Here is a 15,334-nt window from a genome sequence, read left to right as displayed (position 1 = left end):
CAATAACAATGACGATTCACAGTGACTCCAAGGGAATCAAAATCGAGAATGTCGGTCTGCGTTTTGGCGAAACGGAGGTCCTGAAAGGGGTCAATCTCAATATCGAACCGGGCGAGTTCTTCGCCTTCCTCGGCCCCTCGGGCTCCGGCAAATCGACCCTGCTGCGGGCCATCGCCGGCTTCGGCCCGAACCCGTCCGGGCGGATTCTGATCGGTGACCGGGACGTGACCGGGCTGCCGCCCTGGCAGCGCAATGTGGGCATGGTGTTTCAGAGCTATGCCCTCTGGCCCCATATGACGGTGCGCAAGAACGTTGCCTTCGGTCTTGAGGAGCGCAAGGTCCCCAAGAAAGAGGTTGAGCGGCGGGTGGAAGAGGCCCTGGACCTAGTGGGCTTGTCTCATCTGGCCGAGCGGCGGCCATCGGAGCTCTCCGGTGGCCAGCAGCAGCGGATCGCCCTGGCCCGCACCGTGGTGGTGGAGCCCCAGGTGCTGCTGCTGGATGAGCCCCTGTCGAACCTGGACGCCAACCTGCGGGTGCAGATGCGACGCGACATTCTGCAGCTCCAGCGCAAGTTGGGTTTGACCACCATCTTCGTGACCCATGACCAGGAGGAGGCCAACACCACTTCCGATCGAATGGCGGTGCTCAGCGACGGTGTTATCCAGCAGATCGGCAGGCCGATGGAACTCTACGATAACCCCAAGAACCGCTTCGTGGCCGGTTTCCTGGGCTCGGCCAACATCATCGATGGCGAGGTGCGGGTGGACGCCAAGGGCCCCGCGTTCGTCAGTGACAAGGGGCTGGTGCTGGATTTTCGCCCCCACGCGGAAGGGCCGGGCAGCCTGGTGTTCCGTCCCCAGAACACTTTTATCCGCCGCTCGGATTCAAGCACGGACAACTGCCTCGAGTTTGCCGGCAAAGTGGTTTACCGGGAGTTTCTCGGCAGTCTGATCCGTTATGGCGTTGAAGTGGCGGGGCACCTGCTGGCCGTCGATGAGATGCACCGCATCGGGCTTGAGCACGTGGGCGAGGGGGCGGACGTCTCCCTCTGTGTCGATCTCAACCAGACGGTGCTGGTCAACGCCTGACCCCGGCGCTGTCGCGTGCCAGCGGGTGGCCCTGTATCTCGGGGCCAAGTCCATTCCCCCCAGCGCTGCCCGGCGAGTGGAGGTGGCGAGTGTGGGGGGAGCTGGAGATGTCAACTGAAGGTGATTAGGCCGGCGTTGTCGGCGCCATCAGTACCAAGAGGCTTGTTCGGGTTGGGCAGCCATTCAACGAGAAGGGGGAGCAAATCGATGACTAACAAACCGATGGAAAGCGGGCGGCGGGCCCGGGAGCTGTTTGATTATTGCAACAAGGGCTGGCCGCGGGATTTCGATATCCGTATCGAGGTGGCGGAGCAGCGGGAAGTTCTGCTTGCCAGCTCGGAGATCGGCATACGGGCGATGAACCATGCGAGCGGAGAGGGTGATTCGCTTGAAGCGACCGCTTGAGCGACAGGCGCCAGACCACTTGCACCGGTTATGCGTCGTTCAACTTCGCCAGTGCTTCCCTTTTGCTGAGCTCCTGCCCCTCGTAGACAACGGCCTTTACAGCACCGGCTCCCTGCGCCAACTCGTTGAAGATTCTGATCTCAACCTCGGACAGGCCGCCTTCGGTTTTTTCAAGCGGATGAATCAACGCTACGGGGGACTTTTTTATAAAGCGCTTGCCGACCAGTTGTTTAATGCCCTGGGACAGCGTTTTCTCCGCTTCGCAAAAATTGCCGACCAACAGGCGCATGGTTGTAAACGGCGAATCTGGCGTGCTCACGAGCTCTCTGTCCGTCTCGTCCAGCGCGTTAAGGACAAATCGGTTCGAGAAGACCTTGATGTAAATGGGGATGGTAAAAAGCTTCATAACATTCCGTGTTTAATGGGCTTTGAGATGTGGCCGGCAGCGCGAGGCGGTGCCGGCCGGGTTTGCCCAACCGGGAGGGGCAGGGCGCGGGGCGCAGATTAAATCTTCAGCACCTTGGTCTGGAACTCGCGGATACAGTGCTCGGCGGCGAGTTTGAGCTCGTCTTTCAGCCTCTGGGCGTCGTTTGCTACCAGCTCGTCGTAGCTCGGCGAGTTTTCATCCTGCTCCGGAATCCGTTTGCAGAACCCCTCAGCCACCATTTCATTCGCGCGGGTATCGACCAGTCGCAATTTGGCGGTATAGATCACGCGGTAATTGTCCCAGTCGGTGGGAAAGTAGATAAAGCTCCAGTTGAGGGTCTGTACGTCGACCACCAGGTCTGACATCGGGTAACGTGCAGCGATAGCGGCGGGCGTAGCGTCCTCAAGCACCGCGCTGTTGTTGTCGACCCTCTGCAAGGCAAAGTGCTTTTCGAGGATGCTCGCCAGGGCATCGCCGATATAAACCGCCGGGTCTTCGACCTGGTTTTGCTCGATCAGGTCGTTGCCGGCGCTGATCGATGCGATTGCCCCGACGAGCGCAAACGCACCTTTACTGGCGGTCATCGCCGAGAAGCTGGGCTTTTCCCGCGTCGCGGTGGTGATGGTTTTTGGCTTGTTCGCCGCAAACGAATCGGGCTGCATCGCGATGTTCTGGGTGCCGGCACAGCCAACGAGGGTCAGGGCCGCAACTAGGAGCACAACATTTTTTATCATCTTTACGGATTCCTTGTTTTTTGGTTATTAAGGGGGGCGTCGGGTGCACGCGCCCGCCTGAGTTGAAACCTATTTGCCTAGGGAACGAATATCCATAATCGGCATGGTGCCTTGTCCAAGGATGGTGGACGGCAATTGTCCATTCCATGACTGAGCTTCAGTAAGTTTTACAATCAAGGGATTGTCCTTGAGTGCTTTTGCTTTTGCCTGGATTGCTTCGGCCTCGGCTTTACCCTTTAGTAAGATTGACTGGGCCTCGGCCTCGGCGACTTTCAATATGCCTTTTGCCTTGGCGTCCGCAGTGTTCACCGCGCGCAACGCTTCGAGGCGCTGTCTCTCCAACTTATGTTCCTCCGCTGCGGCGAGGTTTTTTTCTGTCTGCTTTATTTCAATGGAGTTGATGTATTTTTTGGGGAGTACGATGTTTTCAATCTGTATGTTGTCAACAATGACGGGAAAACCTGCCATTTCATCAGATAATCGCCTCTCGATGCCTTGAATCGCAGAAGCCCTGTCCTGAATCAGCTGCTCAGCCTCAAACTGCGGGATCGTGTCTTTAGTGGCCGAGCGAAAACGGGGGTCGAGAATCCGCTGCTCAAACTGGTTGAGGCCGCCGTATTTCTTAAACAAATCGAGCGCCGCCTCCTTGTTGACCGTCCAGTTGACGGAAACTTCTACCGTCACCGGCATCTGTTCTTTGGTGCTGGACGCCATTTTTTCAGCATTCTTGCGGGTGCGAACTTCGATCATTTCAACGGTTTCGATGAAAGGAATTTTGAAGTGCAGCCCGGGGCTTTCCTGGTGCTTGGCCTCGCCAAAGCGTTTAACCACCCCGACATGGCCCTCAATTACAATGAAGTAGGAATTGATGATGGCAATGACCAGCAATATTAAGGGCAGCAGTTTTAGCGCGTTGAACGCATTGGTAGGCTTGAGTATGTCCTTGATATTCATTTTCTTCCTTAAGGGGCATGGTGAGGTTTTGGTGGAGCTGTTAGAAAATACGGATGGAAGCAGGCGTGGTTTTGCAGCTTCGGAGCCTCCGCCCTCTTTTTTCTCCACGGCCTAAAATGCGCCGGCGTGAATCGCAGAGCGGAACGTTTTCCCATCGGGGGTGTGTCTTCTAAGTTGCTGATGATGCAACAGATTTGTTTTTAATGCCAGAGTGATTCCTGCGCCGGTCCGGTCCCCGGGGACGGGCGGTTTATAGCGGATCCGGTTGCGGGCATTCAGGCGTTAGGCGAGTGTCAGTCTCGGCTTGATGAAACCGATAAAAGCATGGATGCGGGATGAGAGGGCCGTATTGCGGTAGTAAACCGCCTGCACCTGTTCGCGGGGGTGGGGTGACTGCATGTCGCTGTTAAGAAGGCTCCTCAGGCGTCCTTGCGCGAGGTCCTGGCGCACCATGAAGCTCGACAGGCAGCAGATACCCTCACCGGCTAGGCAGGCCTGCCTTAACACCTCGCCGCTGGTTGCAGCCAGGTCAGGGGTGATCTCAAGCCCCTCGCCAACCGGCCAGCTATTCAAGGTGGACGGTGAGATGAACCCCAGCAGGCGGTGTTGGCGGAGGGCGTAGGCGGTTTCGGGTGTACCGTTTTCGGCGAGGTAGTCCGGGCTGGCCACCAGGTGCAGGCGCGAACGCCCCAGCATCGTGGCGTGAAGGCTTGAGTCTTCGAGCTTGCCGATGCGGATCGCCACGTCAGTGCGTTTTTCCAGCAGGTCGATGATGCCCTCGCTGGTGGTCAGCTCCAGTTTTATGCCAGGGTGGCGCTGTTGAAATTCGCCGATGAGGGGCACCAGCTGGTGCAGCATAAAGGGCGTTGCGGCATCCACCCGCAGGCGGCCCACCGGCTGCTCTTTCATCAGCCGTACCTGTTCTTCCGCCGCTTCCAGTTGCTGCAGTCCGTTGCGGACCCGCTCGACGAAGACCCGTCCCTCTTCGGTCAGGGAGACGCGCCGCGTGGTTCGCTGCAGTAGGGTGGTGGCGAGCTGCTGTTCCAGGCGTTGAATGGCCCGTGATACCTTGGCCGCCGGCACGTCCAGTTGCTGCGCAGCCGCCGAAAAGCCGCCGCAGTCCACCACGGTCAGCAGCAGCTCCAGGTCATCGGATCGGCTTATCATGACGGTTTCTGTATCAGTAAATGGTTATCGCTGCGGTGTTCCGGTGGCGTTCATCTACTCAGAATAGCCCCCAAGATCATCCGATGAATAGCTCATGCCCACCGCCAAGATCCTGATTGGTGCTTGTTAACCGGGTTGCAGCGGCTATCAGGCGAGGGCATGCTGCAAATGACGATCCTTCTGAGCCACCGGCTCCGCCAGGGGAGGCAATCAAGCGATGAAATCACGATCGACGGAGACGAAGGTGCTGACCCGCGCTGGTACAGGGCGGCAGCGCATCGGGATGATGCTGGCCGGGTGGCTTGTTCTGATCGCACCCCTGGCGGCGGCCGAACCGGTCAGCACCGGCTGGCTGGGTAGCCGCGCTATCGGTGGTCACGACAGCGTGGCCTACTTCGAGGCCCGGTCGCGGGGGGATCACCGAGCCCTGGTCGGTGAGGAGCGCTTTAAAGTGGACTGGAACGGTGCCGACTGGTGGTTCGCCAGCGCTGCCAGTGCCGAGCGCTTTGCCGCCGACCCCGAGCGCTACCGACCCGCCTACAACGGCTTCTGCTCCAACGCGCTGACCCTGGGCGAGGGGCTGATCGATACCGACGGCCGCGTGTGGGAGATTTTCGGTGACCGGCTGCACCTTTTTTACGCCGAGCGCGGTCGTCAGCGTTGGCTCAACGGTGATTGGCGCGCGTTGCAGCGCCAAGCGGATGCGGTCTGGGAGTCGTTACGCTAGCCGCCTGAGCTCACCCCGTGAGATCGCAGATTGTGCCGGCCTGACAGGGGCGCCTTAGACCGCACCTGAATCTGCCGCCGAGCGCCGGGTAATCGGCCCGGACTCCCGCCCCCCTCCATTCGCTACCGGCGACACCTGCGCCAGCCGGGCTTCACCACGCCCCCTCTCTGGCGTGCTGGTGACACGGGTGGCTTGGGGAGCTTGATTACTGTGAAGAAGCGAACGACGAGGTTGGGTCAGTGCCAGTGCCAGTTGATTGTTACGTTTCCCGCAAAAGTCTTTTGTGATGACGGCGCTTAAAGGCCGTTCGAGGGTCGGTTAGGGTTGTCGTCCGACTCTCTCCTGTCCAACAGGGCTCCACATTGCTCAGCAGGTTAACGATGAATCACGTACTTTTTGAATCCATTCAACTGGGTAGCAAGCAACTCGATAACCGCATCGTAATGCCGCCCATGACTCGCTCCCGCGCGTCCCAGCCGGGTGATGTCGCCAACGCGCTGATGGCGGAGTATTACGCCCAGCGGGCAGGGGCCGGCCTGATCATCGCCGAGGGCACCCAGATATCCCCCACGGGCAAGGGCTACGCCTGGACACCGGGGATCTACAGCGATGCCCAGGTCGAGGGCTGGAAGCGGGTCACCGACGCCGTGCACGCCCAAGGCGGGGTGATTTTTGCCCAGCTCTGGCACGTCGGCCGGGTGACCCATCCCGATAATATCGGCGGGCAACAGCCGATTTCGGCTTCACCGATGAAGGCGGATGGCGTGAAGGTGTTCGTGGACAACGGCACCGCGGCGCCGGGCTTTGTCGAGGTGGTGGAGCCCCGGGAAATGTCCGTCGCAGAGATCAAGCAGGTGCTCGGCGAGTACCGGCAGGCGGCGAGGAATGCGATCCGGGCCGGATTCGATGGCATCGAGCTGCACGCGGCCAACGGCTACCTGATCAACCAGTTCATCGATTCGGAGTCCAACCGGCGCACCGACGCCTACGGGGGAACCCTGGAGAACCGCCTGCGCTTTCTGGATGAAGTCGTCACCGCGGTAGTAAATGAGATCGGCGCGGATCGGGTAGGCGTTCGACTGGCCCCCTTCACCAGCCTCAACGGCACCGAAGACGCCGATCCCATCGAGACCTACACCGCGGCGGCCCGGTTGCTCAATGGTCATGGGATCGCCTACCTGCATATCGCCGAAGTGGACTGGGATGATGCCCCAGACACGCCCCTGAGCTTCAAGCAGGGGATCCGGGCAGCGTTCGAGGGCGTGCTGATCTACGCAGGGCGCTACGATGCCGCCAAGGCCAGCCAGGCGATCGAGGCGAACCTGGCCGATATGATCGGCTTCGGGCGGCCGTTTATCGCCAACCCGGACCTGCCGGCGCGAATTCGTGAGGGCCTCGCCTGGGCCGAGCATGATCCAGAAACCCTGTTCGGGGGCGGCGCCAAGGGGCTCACCGACTACCCCAAGGCGGCGCCGCAATAGTAGCTGACATCCGGCGCCCGGGATCGCCGTTGGCCTGAGGTGTGCCAACGCCGCCCCCGGGCGTGAAAGCTGAGGCTGTTGAAGCGTGCGACCGCTGGCCTACAATCTGTAGCACCCAATTCAACCTGATGCAGAAGGAAACCCGGATGGAATACCTCCACACCATGGTTCGCGTGCGAGACCTCGACGCGTCGCTGGATTTTTATTGCAACAAGCTGGGCCTCAAGGAGGTCAACCGCATGGAGAGCGAGCAGGGGCGCTTTACCCTGATTTTTCTCGCCGCCCCCGGTGACGAGCAGCGTGCCCGGGAACACCGCGCGCCGACGGTGGAGCTGACTTATAACTGGCCGGATGAAAACGGTAACACCGAGGCTTATGACGGCGGGCGCAACTTCGGCCACCTGGCCTACCGGGTCGACGATATCTACGCCCTCTGTCAGTCGCTGATGGACGCCGGGGTCACAATCAACCGCCCCCCCCGGGATGGCCACATGGCCTTTATCCGCTCCCCCGACGGCATCTCCATCGAGCTGCTGCAAAAGGGTGAGGCGCTGGCGCCACAGGAGCCCTGGAAGAGCCTGCCCAACACCGGCACCTGGTAAACGTAAAGCGGGGGGAAGGCAATGAACGATCCGCTTCACATTGGCTGTCCCGGGTGTAATGGCCGCAACCGGGTGCCGGTCGCACGCCTGAGCGACGGACCCCGCTGCGGGCGCTGCAAGCAGCCCCTGTTCCGGGGCAGTCCCCTGGCGCTTGACAGCGCCAACTTCGCGGCCCAGGTCCAGGGGTCGGATATACCGGTACTGGTGGACTTTTGGGCCCCCTGGTGCGGCCCCTGCAAAGCGATGGCCCCGGCTTTTGCGCAGGCGGCTGCCCAGCTCGAGCCCCGGGTGCGCCTGGCCAAGGTGGACACCGAGGCCGTGCCGGCGCTGGCACAGCAGTACGGTATCCGCAGCATTCCCACCCTGATCCTGTTTCAGGGCGGCAAGGAACTGGCCCGCAGCGCCGGGGCCATGGGAGCGGCCGACATCGTCCGCTGGACCCACGGTCAGTTGGGGCTATAGCCAGCTAGGGATATAGCCAGCTGGGGTTCTGGTCGGGTGAGGCTTTGGTCGGCAGGGTGGGGGCATTATGGCCCCCGCTGTTCAACGACAATCGTCCACTGCTAGTATCGCTGCTTTGTCCGGGGAGTCGCCGCCATGACCGTTGAAAGCGCACTGACGTTTTTTATCGCCATTTTTGTCTTCGGCATTACGCCCGGCCCCGGCGTCTTCGCCGTGCTCGCCCGCGCCCTGACCCAGGGGGCCGCGTCTTGCACCCTGCTGGCCCTGGGCATGGTCGTCAGCGATATCATCTACCTGATCATGGCCTGCCTGGGCCTTGCGGCTATCGCCGGCAATTGGGGTGAGCTGTTCACTTTGATCCGCTGGCTTGGGGCGAGCTACCTGATCTATCTGGGCTGGAAACTGTGGCAAACGCCCATCGATGTGGCTAGCCAGCCCCAGGCATCCGACCGCAGCGGCATGGCGCTCAGCTTTGTGCAGGGTTTTCTGATCTCGGCGTCGAACCCGAAAGTGATCCTGTTCTATATCGCATTTTTGCCGACCTTCATGGACGTATCTGTGCTGGCGCCCGCGGATATCGCACTGGCCTCGAGCCTGACCCTGTTCGCATTGATGGCGGGGCTGATGTTGATTGCCCTGCTGGCCGCCAGCGCGCGGCGCTGGTTTCGCTCCGAGCGCGCCATGCAGGCCCTCAACCGCGGGGCGGGGAGCATCATGGCGGGCGCCGGTGTTTACCTGGCGAGTCGCGGCTGAAAAGCAGCCGCGACGGGCAACCCCCATCGGTTGCGCAAGCGCGCCTTGTCCGGCGCACTTTGAACCAGCCCGGTGAAGATCAGTGGATCAGTTATGACCACTGATCTTCGCGTGCAGCGGTTTGGTGGCTTCAAACTGTTGCAGCTGTTCGGGCGTGGCTTTGGCCTGATGAGTCGCCTTCCAGTCGGCGTAACTCATCCCGTAGACGTAGCTCAGCGCCTGCTCGTAATCCATCTCCACTCCGGCGTCCTTGGCTGCGGCAAGGTACCACTTGGAAAGGCAGTTGCGACAGAACCCGGCCAGGTTCATCAGGTCGATATTCTGCACGTCGGTGCGTTTTTGCAGGTGCTCGACGAGGCCGCGGAACGCCGCCGCCTCCAGCCGAGTTTGGGTATCCTGATCCATTAGCTGTTCCTGTAGTGAGTGTGATCCAAGGATGGGCGGGGGTGTTGCTTTATGTCAACACCCTGTTGGCGCCTGCGCCGGGTGTCAGCCGGCGCATCCTGGCCATTCACTGGGGTGGGGCGTTGCCCCTTGTGGCTGCGCTTTCAAGCGAACAGTAAGCCAACACGAAGGCAGCACCAAGCCAACATCACAATTGCGTTCGTCAGTTACTCGTTGAGATGCTTGAGCAGGGCGTCGACGCTGTCTTTGGCGTCACCAAACAGCATTCGGGTGTTCTCCTTGTAGAACAGCGGATTGTCCACGCCGGCATAGCCCGTGCTCATGCCTCGCTTGAGGACGATGGTGGTTTTACCGTGCCAGGGCTCGAGTACCGGCATGCCGGCGATGGGGCTGTCGGGGACCTCCTGGGCGGCAGGGTTGACGATGTCGTTGGCGCCGATGACGATGGATACGTCGACATTGGGAAAATCTTCGTTGATTTCATCCATCTCGAAAACGATGTCGTAGGGCACCTTGGCCTCGGCCAGCAGTACGTTCATGTGGCCGGGCATGCGTCCCGCCACCGGGTGGATGCCGAAGCGGACATTGACCCCTTGATCGCGCAGTTTTTTGGAGATTTCAAACACCGTGTGCTGGGCCTGGGCGACGGCCATGCCGTAGCCGGGGAGGATCATCACCTCTTTGGCGCCGGCCAGCAGGTGAGCCGCCTCCTCGGCTTCGATCGGCTTGATGTCGCCGGCATCCCCCGCCGGCCCCGCGCTGTCGCCGGCAGCACTCTTGCTGCCAAAACCGCCCAGTATCACGTTGACGAATTTGCGGTTCATCGCCTTGCACATGATATAGCTGAGGATCGCACCGCTGCTGCCCACCAGGGCACCGACCACGATCAGCAGGTCGTTGCCGAGCATAAAGCCCATGGCGGCGGCGGCCCAGCCCGAGTAGCTGTTGAGCATGGAGACCACCACCGGCATGTCGGCGCCGCCGATGGCCACCACCATGTGGACGCCGAAGGCCAGCGCCAGCAGGGTCATCAACAGCAGCCAGCCGAGGCCGCCGCCGCTGGCGGCCGCATCGACAAAGAGTACGCCGAACCAGATGGCGAGGATCAGCAGGCCGAGATTTAAAAAGTGCCGCCCCGGCAGGTGCAGCGGTTTACCGCTGATCTTGGCGCTGAGCTTGAGGTAGGCCGCCACGGAGCCGGAGAAGGTGAGGGCGCCGATCAGGATGCCGACGTAGGTTTCAACGCTGTGGATGGTCTGCTCCACACCGGTGATACTGCTGTCGTGTTCGAGCACGTTGGCGTAGCCGACAAAGACCGCCGCCAGACCCACCAGGCTGTGGAGAATCGCCACCAGCTCCGGCATCTGGGTCATCTCCACCCGCTTGGCCAGGACCCAGCCGATGGCGCCTCCCACCAGCATGCCGCCGATGAGGAAGAGCTGGTTGTCGGTCACCACACCGATGATGGTGACCAGCAGTGCCAGGCCCATGCCCAGCATGCCGTAGAAGTTTCCGCGGCGTGCGCTCTCCTGGTGGCTGAGCCCGCCCAGGGCCAGGATAAAGAGGGCGCTGGCTGCGATATAGGATGCCGTGACCAAACCTGTGTTCATCTCAAAGCCCTCTACTTGCGGAACATTCGCAGCATGCGCTGGGTGACGGCAAAGCCGCCGACAATGTTGATGCTGGTGATCAGCACCGCCAGGGTGGCCAGTATCAACACCAGGGGGTTGCTGCTGGAGATCTGGATCAAAGCGCCGATCACGATGATGCTGCTGATGGCGTTGGTGACGCTCATCAGCGGCGTATGCAGCGAGTGGGAAACACCCCAGATCACCATGTAACCGATAAAGCAGGAGAGCACGAAAACGGTCATGTGGCCGATAAAGGCCGGTGGCGCGACCGCCCCGAGCCCGAGCAGGGCGATACCCGCCAGCACCAGGGGCACCAGGAACGCCAGCGGGTGGCTGGGCTTGGCCTCGGCCTCGGCCTTCTCCAGCGCGCTTTTGGCCTTGAGCCCGACGTCTTCCTTGGGGGCCAGGGTCAGCCGCGGTGCGGGCGGGGGCCAGGTGATCTCGCCGTCCTTGACCACGGTGGCGCCGCGTATCACCTCGTCCTCCATGTTCACCACGATCTCGCCGTTCTTCTCGGGGCAGAGCTCGGTCAGAAGGTGCCTCAGGTTGGTGGCGTAGAGCTGGCTGGCCTGGGCCGCCAGCCGGCTGGGCAGGTTGGTGTAGCCGATCAGGGTGACGCCGTGACGGACCACCACCTGGTTGGCCACCGTCAGTCGGCAGTTGCCGCCGGCTTCGGCGGCCAGGTCGACGATCACGCTGCCGGGCTTCATGTTCGCCACCATCCGCTCGGTGATCAGCTCGGGGGCGGGCTTGCCCGGAATCAGGGCGGTGGTGATGATGATGTCCACCTCGGCGGCCTGGGAGGCAAACAGGTCCATCTCGGCCTTGATGAACTCCGGGCTCATGGTCTTGGCGTAGCCCCCCTCGCCCGAGCCGTCCTCGTCCTCGAACTCCAGCATCAGGAATTCGGCGTCCATGCTCTCCACCTGCTCCTTCACCTCCGGGCGGGTATCGAAGGCGCGGACGATGGCCCCCATGCTCTTGGCGGCGCCGATCGCGGCAAGGCCCGCTACCCCTGCGCCGATCACCAGCACCTTGGCGGGAGGAATCTTGCCGGCGGCGGTGATCTGGCCGGTAAAGAAGCGCCCGAAGTGCTGCGCCGCTTCCACCACGGCGCGATAGCCGGCGATGTTGGCCATGGAGCTGAGGGCGTCCATCTTCTGGGCCCGGGAGATGCGCGGTACCGAGTCCATCGCCAGGGCGGTTACCCCGTGGTTGGCGAGATCCTGCAGCATTTCCGGGTTCTGCGCGGGGTAGAGAAAGCTGATCAGAACCTGGCCGGGCTTGAGCAGCTCGATGCCGTAAAAGCCAAGTTCCGGGTGCCCTTTGGGCGGTCGCACCTTGAGGATGATATCGGAGGTGTGCCAGAGGGTACGCGGGTCTTCGATGATCTCGACGCCCACCCGGCTGTACTCTTCGTCGCTGTAACTGGCGGCGGCGCCGGCCTTGGTTTCAATCGCCAGGGTAAAGCCCAGTTTCTTGAGTTGGGTGGCGACCTCGGGGGTGAGGGCAACGCGCTTCTCTCCCACCTCGATCTCTTTGGGCACACCGATACGCATCTCGACGCTCCTTGGGCTTCGTGGCCGCTGCTTAAACGCTCTCCGTTCCTGTTGCCGTTGCTGGCCCCGGGGCGGCAGCCAGCTTTTAACCATGTGATTGATAATAGACGGTGGAATCGGTGCAATCCTGCTCGATGGGGAATCGTTTGGGATCTTGGGGCGCTGAGAAGTGGAGGGCTCGTCCGGCCCGTGGTGACCGCGGTTAGACGGTGATCCCCGGTCAACGGGGCTTTAAAGGCTCGCCGTCGGCCTTTTTTGCAGGCAGGGAAACCATTGACTCCCGGGGCCTATGCTTCGCCGGGCTGAAATGTCTACCGCTGGAGTCGCCCGCAGGGGGCCTTATCCATCTCGGGCTCTACACTAAGAAGACGCAAAAGTGTCGGGAGCGCAAGACTGCATTGGCCGGGTGATTGGTTGCAACCCCGGTGGCCGGGCAAATGCCGCGTCCGCTATCCCGAAGCGGTGTTGCAGGGCGGTAAGCTGACCGCCGCGTCAAGCTTCCGCAGCGCGCGGGAGAGAAACCAAACCTTCTGAGGGTTAACATCATGGAATCGCTCACTGGCCTGATCAGTGCCGTCAACGGAATTGTCTGGGGCCCGATGATGCTGGTACTCATCCTCGGCGTCGGCCTGTTCCTGCAGCTGGGGCTGCGTCTGATGCCGATCAGGAAACTGGGCACGGGCTTCAGGCTCATGTGGGGCGGCCGGGCCGCGCGTGCAGGCGAAGACGCCGAGGGGGAGATCTCGCCGTTCAACGCCCTGATGACGGCTCTGTCCGCCACCGTGGGGACCGGTAACATCGCCGGCGTCGCCACCGCCGTCTTCCTCGGTGGCCCCGGCGCCCTGTTCTGGATGTGGTGTACCGCCCTGGTGGGCATGGCCACCAAGTTTTCCGAGGCTGTGCTGGCGGTGAACTTCCGTGAAGTGGACGAGGCGGGTAACCACGTCGGTGGCCCCATGTACTACATCAAGAACGGGTTGGGCCACAAGTGGGCCTGGATGGGGACCCTGTTCGCCATCTTTGGCATGATCGCAGGCTTCGGTATCGGCAACACGGTGCAGTCCAACTCGGTGGCTTCGGTGATCGAAACCAATTTCGGCCTGCCCCTGTGGGTCACCGGCGTTATCCTGATGGTCCTCACCGGTGCCGTGCTGCTCGGAGGGATCCGGCGGATCGGTCACGTGGCCGGCGTCCTGGTACCTTTTATGGCCCTTGCCTACCTGTTGGCCGGCCTGACCGTTCTGAGCATCAACGCCGCCGCGATTCCCACCGCCCTGGACCTGGTGTTCACCCACGCCTTCTCCCCGGCCGCCGCTGAGGGCGGCTTCGCCGGTGCCGCGGTTTGGGCCGCGATCCGTTTTGGCGTCGCCCGTGGCATCTTCTCCAATGAGGCCGGCCTGGGGTCCGCCCCGATCGCCCACGCATCCGCCCAAACCAAGGACCCGGTGCGGCAGGGATTGATCGCCATGCTGGGGACCTTTATCGACACCCTGATCATCTGCTCGATTACCGGCCTGGTGATCATTACCTCCGGCGCCTGGACCAGCGGCGAATCCGGCGCGGCATTGACCTCGTCCGCCTTTGCCGCCGCCCTGCCGGGCCTGGGGAACTACGTGGTGGCGGTATCCCTGGCGATCTTCGCCTTCACCACCATCCTGGGTTGGAGCGTGTACAGCGAACGCTGCGCCGAATACCTGTTCGGGGTCAAGGTTATCAAGCCGTTTCGGGTCGCCTGGATTCTGGCCGTGCCCGCGGGCGCCGTCATCAGCCTAGACTTCGTCTGGCTGCTGGCCGACACCTTGAACGCGATGATGGCGATCCCCAACCTGGTGGCCTTGGCGCTCCTGAGCCCGGTGGTGTTCAAACTGGCCCGTGACTATTTTGCTCGCCAGGCTTAAGGGGCTCTTCCCGCTCGCGGATCAGGACCTGAGCGGGAAGAACCCCTCGGAATCTACTCTGTCCGCCCGTTGCCCGTGCTGCTCGCGGAGGAGAGGTTGCACGGCTGTTGCAACGGGTGGATGACTATGATGTGGAGCGGGTGATCCTCGCGCGTTATGGGCATGCGCGTGACAGGTCCCTTACTCGGCGCTGTCCCGAAGGAAGACCCACTCGCGGTCGCCGGATTGCTCCGGGCTGAAGTAGTAGCCGGCGCTGTCGAACCCCTTGAGCTGTTCCGGGTCCTCCAGCCGTTGGTCGATGGCATAGCGGGCCATCATCCCCCGGGCCTTTTTGGCGTAGAAGCTGATGATCTTGTACTGGCCGTTTTTCAGGTCCTTGAACACCGGGGTGATCAGCTCAGCATCCAGCTTGGTGGGTTTGACGGCCTTGAAGTACTCGTTGGAGGCCAGGTTGACCACCGTCGCCGAGCCGCTGGCACGCAGATCCTGATTGAGGCGCTCGGTGATCTTGTCGCCCCAGAACTGGTACAGGTCTTTGCCGCCGGGGTTGGCCAGCCTGGTGCCCATCTCCAGCCGGTAAGGTTGCATCAGGTCCAGGGGGCGCAGCACGCCGTAGAGGCCTGAAAGCATGCGCAGGTGATCCTGGGCGTAGGCCAGCGCGGACTCGTCGAGGGATTCCGCGTCCAGGCCCGTGTAGACGTCGCCCTTGAACGCCAGCAGGGCCTGCTTGGCGTTATCGGGCGTGAAGGGCTGTGACCAGGCCTGGAAGCGGGCCGCATTGAGGCTGGCCAGCTTGTCGCTCAGCTTCATCAGCTTGGCCAGGTCCTGGGGCGCCAGCTCGCGCAGCGTCTGCACCAGCGTCAGTGACTCCTGTTCGAAGCCGGGCTGGGAGTGCTGCTGGGTGCTGGCGGGGGTGTCGAAATCCAGGGTCTTGGCGGGCGATATCAATATCAGCATGAAAATAATGGTGAATAATCAGTGAGATGTGCCGCCAGTATAGCGGATCAAGCCCGCAGGCTTGAACCGCTAAGCACGGTTTTA

16 protein-coding genes are annotated in these 15,334 nt (G+C 61.8%); 8 read left to right on the top strand and 8 right to left on the bottom strand.

What is annotated here, in order from left to right; all coding sequences use genetic code 11:
* Window positions 1-8: 8 nt before the first annotated feature.
* Both JGZ97_RS12610 and JGZ97_RS12605 read left to right on the top strand, forming a co-directional pair.
* Window positions 9-1,088, top strand: a complete 1,080-nt coding sequence (locus JGZ97_RS12610) for an ABC transporter ATP-binding protein (RefSeq protein WP_207062987.1) — start codon at window positions 9-11, stop codon at window positions 1,086-1,088.
* 207 nt (window positions 1,089-1,295) lie between these two features.
* The gene (locus JGZ97_RS12605) at window positions 1,296-1,493 is read left to right on the top strand and encodes a hypothetical protein (RefSeq protein ID WP_207062986.1); all 198 of its coding nucleotides are present in this window, start codon (window positions 1,296-1,298) and stop codon (window positions 1,491-1,493) included.
* Window positions 1,494-1,521: 28 nt separating this feature from the next.
* Here JGZ97_RS12605 and JGZ97_RS12600 read toward each other — a convergent pair whose 3' ends face one another.
* The 4 genes from JGZ97_RS12600 to JGZ97_RS12585 form a co-directional block, all read right to left on the bottom strand.
* On the bottom strand, window positions 1,522-1,899 hold the full coding sequence (locus JGZ97_RS12600) for a hypothetical protein (RefSeq protein WP_207062985.1): 378 nt from the start codon (window positions 1,897-1,899) through the stop codon (window positions 1,522-1,524).
* Window positions 1,900-1,997: 98 nt separating this feature from the next.
* Window positions 1,998-2,654: a hypothetical protein gene (locus tag JGZ97_RS12595; protein ID WP_207062984.1), complete on the bottom strand. Its 657-nt coding sequence runs from the start codon at window positions 2,652-2,654 to the stop codon at window positions 1,998-2,000.
* A gap of 69 nt (window positions 2,655-2,723) precedes the next feature.
* Complete coding sequence (locus tag JGZ97_RS12590) at window positions 2,724-3,608, bottom strand: prohibitin family protein (RefSeq protein ID WP_207062983.1); 885 nt, start codon at window positions 3,606-3,608, stop codon at window positions 2,724-2,726.
* Between the two features lie 282 nt (window positions 3,609-3,890).
* Complete coding sequence (locus JGZ97_RS12585) at window positions 3,891-4,775, bottom strand: LysR family transcriptional regulator (RefSeq protein ID WP_207062982.1); 885 nt, start codon at window positions 4,773-4,775, stop codon at window positions 3,891-3,893.
* Window positions 4,776-4,992: 217 nt separating this feature from the next.
* Here JGZ97_RS12585 and JGZ97_RS12580 point away from each other — a divergent pair, with 217 nt between their 5' ends.
* The 5 genes from JGZ97_RS12580 to JGZ97_RS12560 all read left to right on the top strand — a co-directional run bounded on the left by JGZ97_RS12580 (window position 4,993) and on the right by JGZ97_RS12560 (window position 8,800).
* Entirely contained in the window at window positions 4,993-5,502 is a 510-nt protein-coding gene (locus JGZ97_RS12580; protein WP_242521737.1) for a YHS domain-containing (seleno)protein, read from the top strand.
* A gap of 380 nt (window positions 5,503-5,882) precedes the next feature.
* Window positions 5,883-6,983: an alkene reductase gene (locus JGZ97_RS12575; RefSeq protein WP_207062981.1), complete on the top strand. Its 1,101-nt coding sequence runs from the start codon at window positions 5,883-5,885 to the stop codon at window positions 6,981-6,983.
* Window positions 6,984-7,129: 146 nt separating this feature from the next.
* Window positions 7,130-7,585, top strand: a complete 456-nt coding sequence (gene gloA / locus JGZ97_RS12570) for a lactoylglutathione lyase (RefSeq protein ID WP_207062980.1) — start codon at window positions 7,130-7,132, stop codon at window positions 7,583-7,585.
* 21 nt (window positions 7,586-7,606) lie between these two features.
* Window positions 7,607-8,047, top strand: a complete 441-nt coding sequence (gene trxC, locus JGZ97_RS12565) for a thioredoxin TrxC (protein ID WP_207062979.1) — start codon at window positions 7,607-7,609, stop codon at window positions 8,045-8,047.
* Window positions 8,048-8,182: 135 nt separating this feature from the next.
* Window positions 8,183-8,800 carry a LysE family translocator gene (locus tag JGZ97_RS12560; protein WP_207062978.1) on the top strand — a complete coding sequence of 206 codons (618 nt, stop codon included), beginning with the start codon at window positions 8,183-8,185 and terminating at the stop codon, window positions 8,798-8,800.
* A gap of 87 nt (window positions 8,801-8,887) precedes the next feature.
* On the opposite strand, the gene JGZ97_RS12555 is transcribed toward JGZ97_RS12560, so the two are convergent.
* The 3 genes from JGZ97_RS12555 to JGZ97_RS12545 all read right to left on the bottom strand — a co-directional run bounded on the left by JGZ97_RS12555 (window position 8,888) and on the right by JGZ97_RS12545 (window position 12,395).
* Window positions 8,888-9,205 carry a DUF1244 domain-containing protein gene (locus JGZ97_RS12555; RefSeq protein WP_207062977.1) on the bottom strand — a complete coding sequence of 106 codons (318 nt, stop codon included), beginning with the start codon at window positions 9,203-9,205 and terminating at the stop codon, window positions 8,888-8,890.
* A 206-nt stretch (window positions 9,206-9,411) separates the two neighbouring features.
* On the bottom strand, window positions 9,412-10,815 hold the full coding sequence (gene pntB, locus JGZ97_RS12550; protein ID WP_207062976.1) for a Re/Si-specific NAD(P)(+) transhydrogenase subunit beta: 1,404 nt from the start codon (window positions 10,813-10,815) through the stop codon (window positions 9,412-9,414).
* Between the two features lie 11 nt (window positions 10,816-10,826).
* On the bottom strand, window positions 10,827-12,395 hold the full coding sequence (locus tag JGZ97_RS12545; RefSeq protein WP_207062975.1) for a Re/Si-specific NAD(P)(+) transhydrogenase subunit alpha: 1,569 nt from the start codon (window positions 12,393-12,395) through the stop codon (window positions 10,827-10,829).
* A gap of 545 nt (window positions 12,396-12,940) precedes the next feature.
* Between JGZ97_RS12545 and JGZ97_RS12540 the strand changes: the two genes are divergently transcribed.
* Entirely contained in the window at window positions 12,941-14,293 is a 1,353-nt protein-coding gene (locus JGZ97_RS12540; protein WP_207062974.1) for a sodium:alanine symporter family protein, read from the top strand.
* Window positions 14,294-14,473: 180 nt separating this feature from the next.
* Here the strand turns inward: JGZ97_RS12540 and yaaA are convergent, their stop codons facing one another.
* Window positions 14,474-15,250, bottom strand: a complete 777-nt coding sequence (gene yaaA / locus JGZ97_RS12535) for a peroxide stress protein YaaA (protein ID WP_207062973.1) — start codon at window positions 15,248-15,250, stop codon at window positions 14,474-14,476.
* Window positions 15,251-15,334 lie beyond the last annotated feature (84 nt).

The sequence above is a fragment of the Motiliproteus sp. SC1-56 genome (assembly GCF_017309075.1).
In the GTDB taxonomy this organism is placed as follows: Bacteria; Pseudomonadota; Gammaproteobacteria; order Pseudomonadales; family Balneatricaceae; genus Motiliproteus.
The sequence above is the reverse complement of the archived record's forward strand: the minus strand, read 5'-3'. Positions and strand labels throughout refer to the sequence as shown.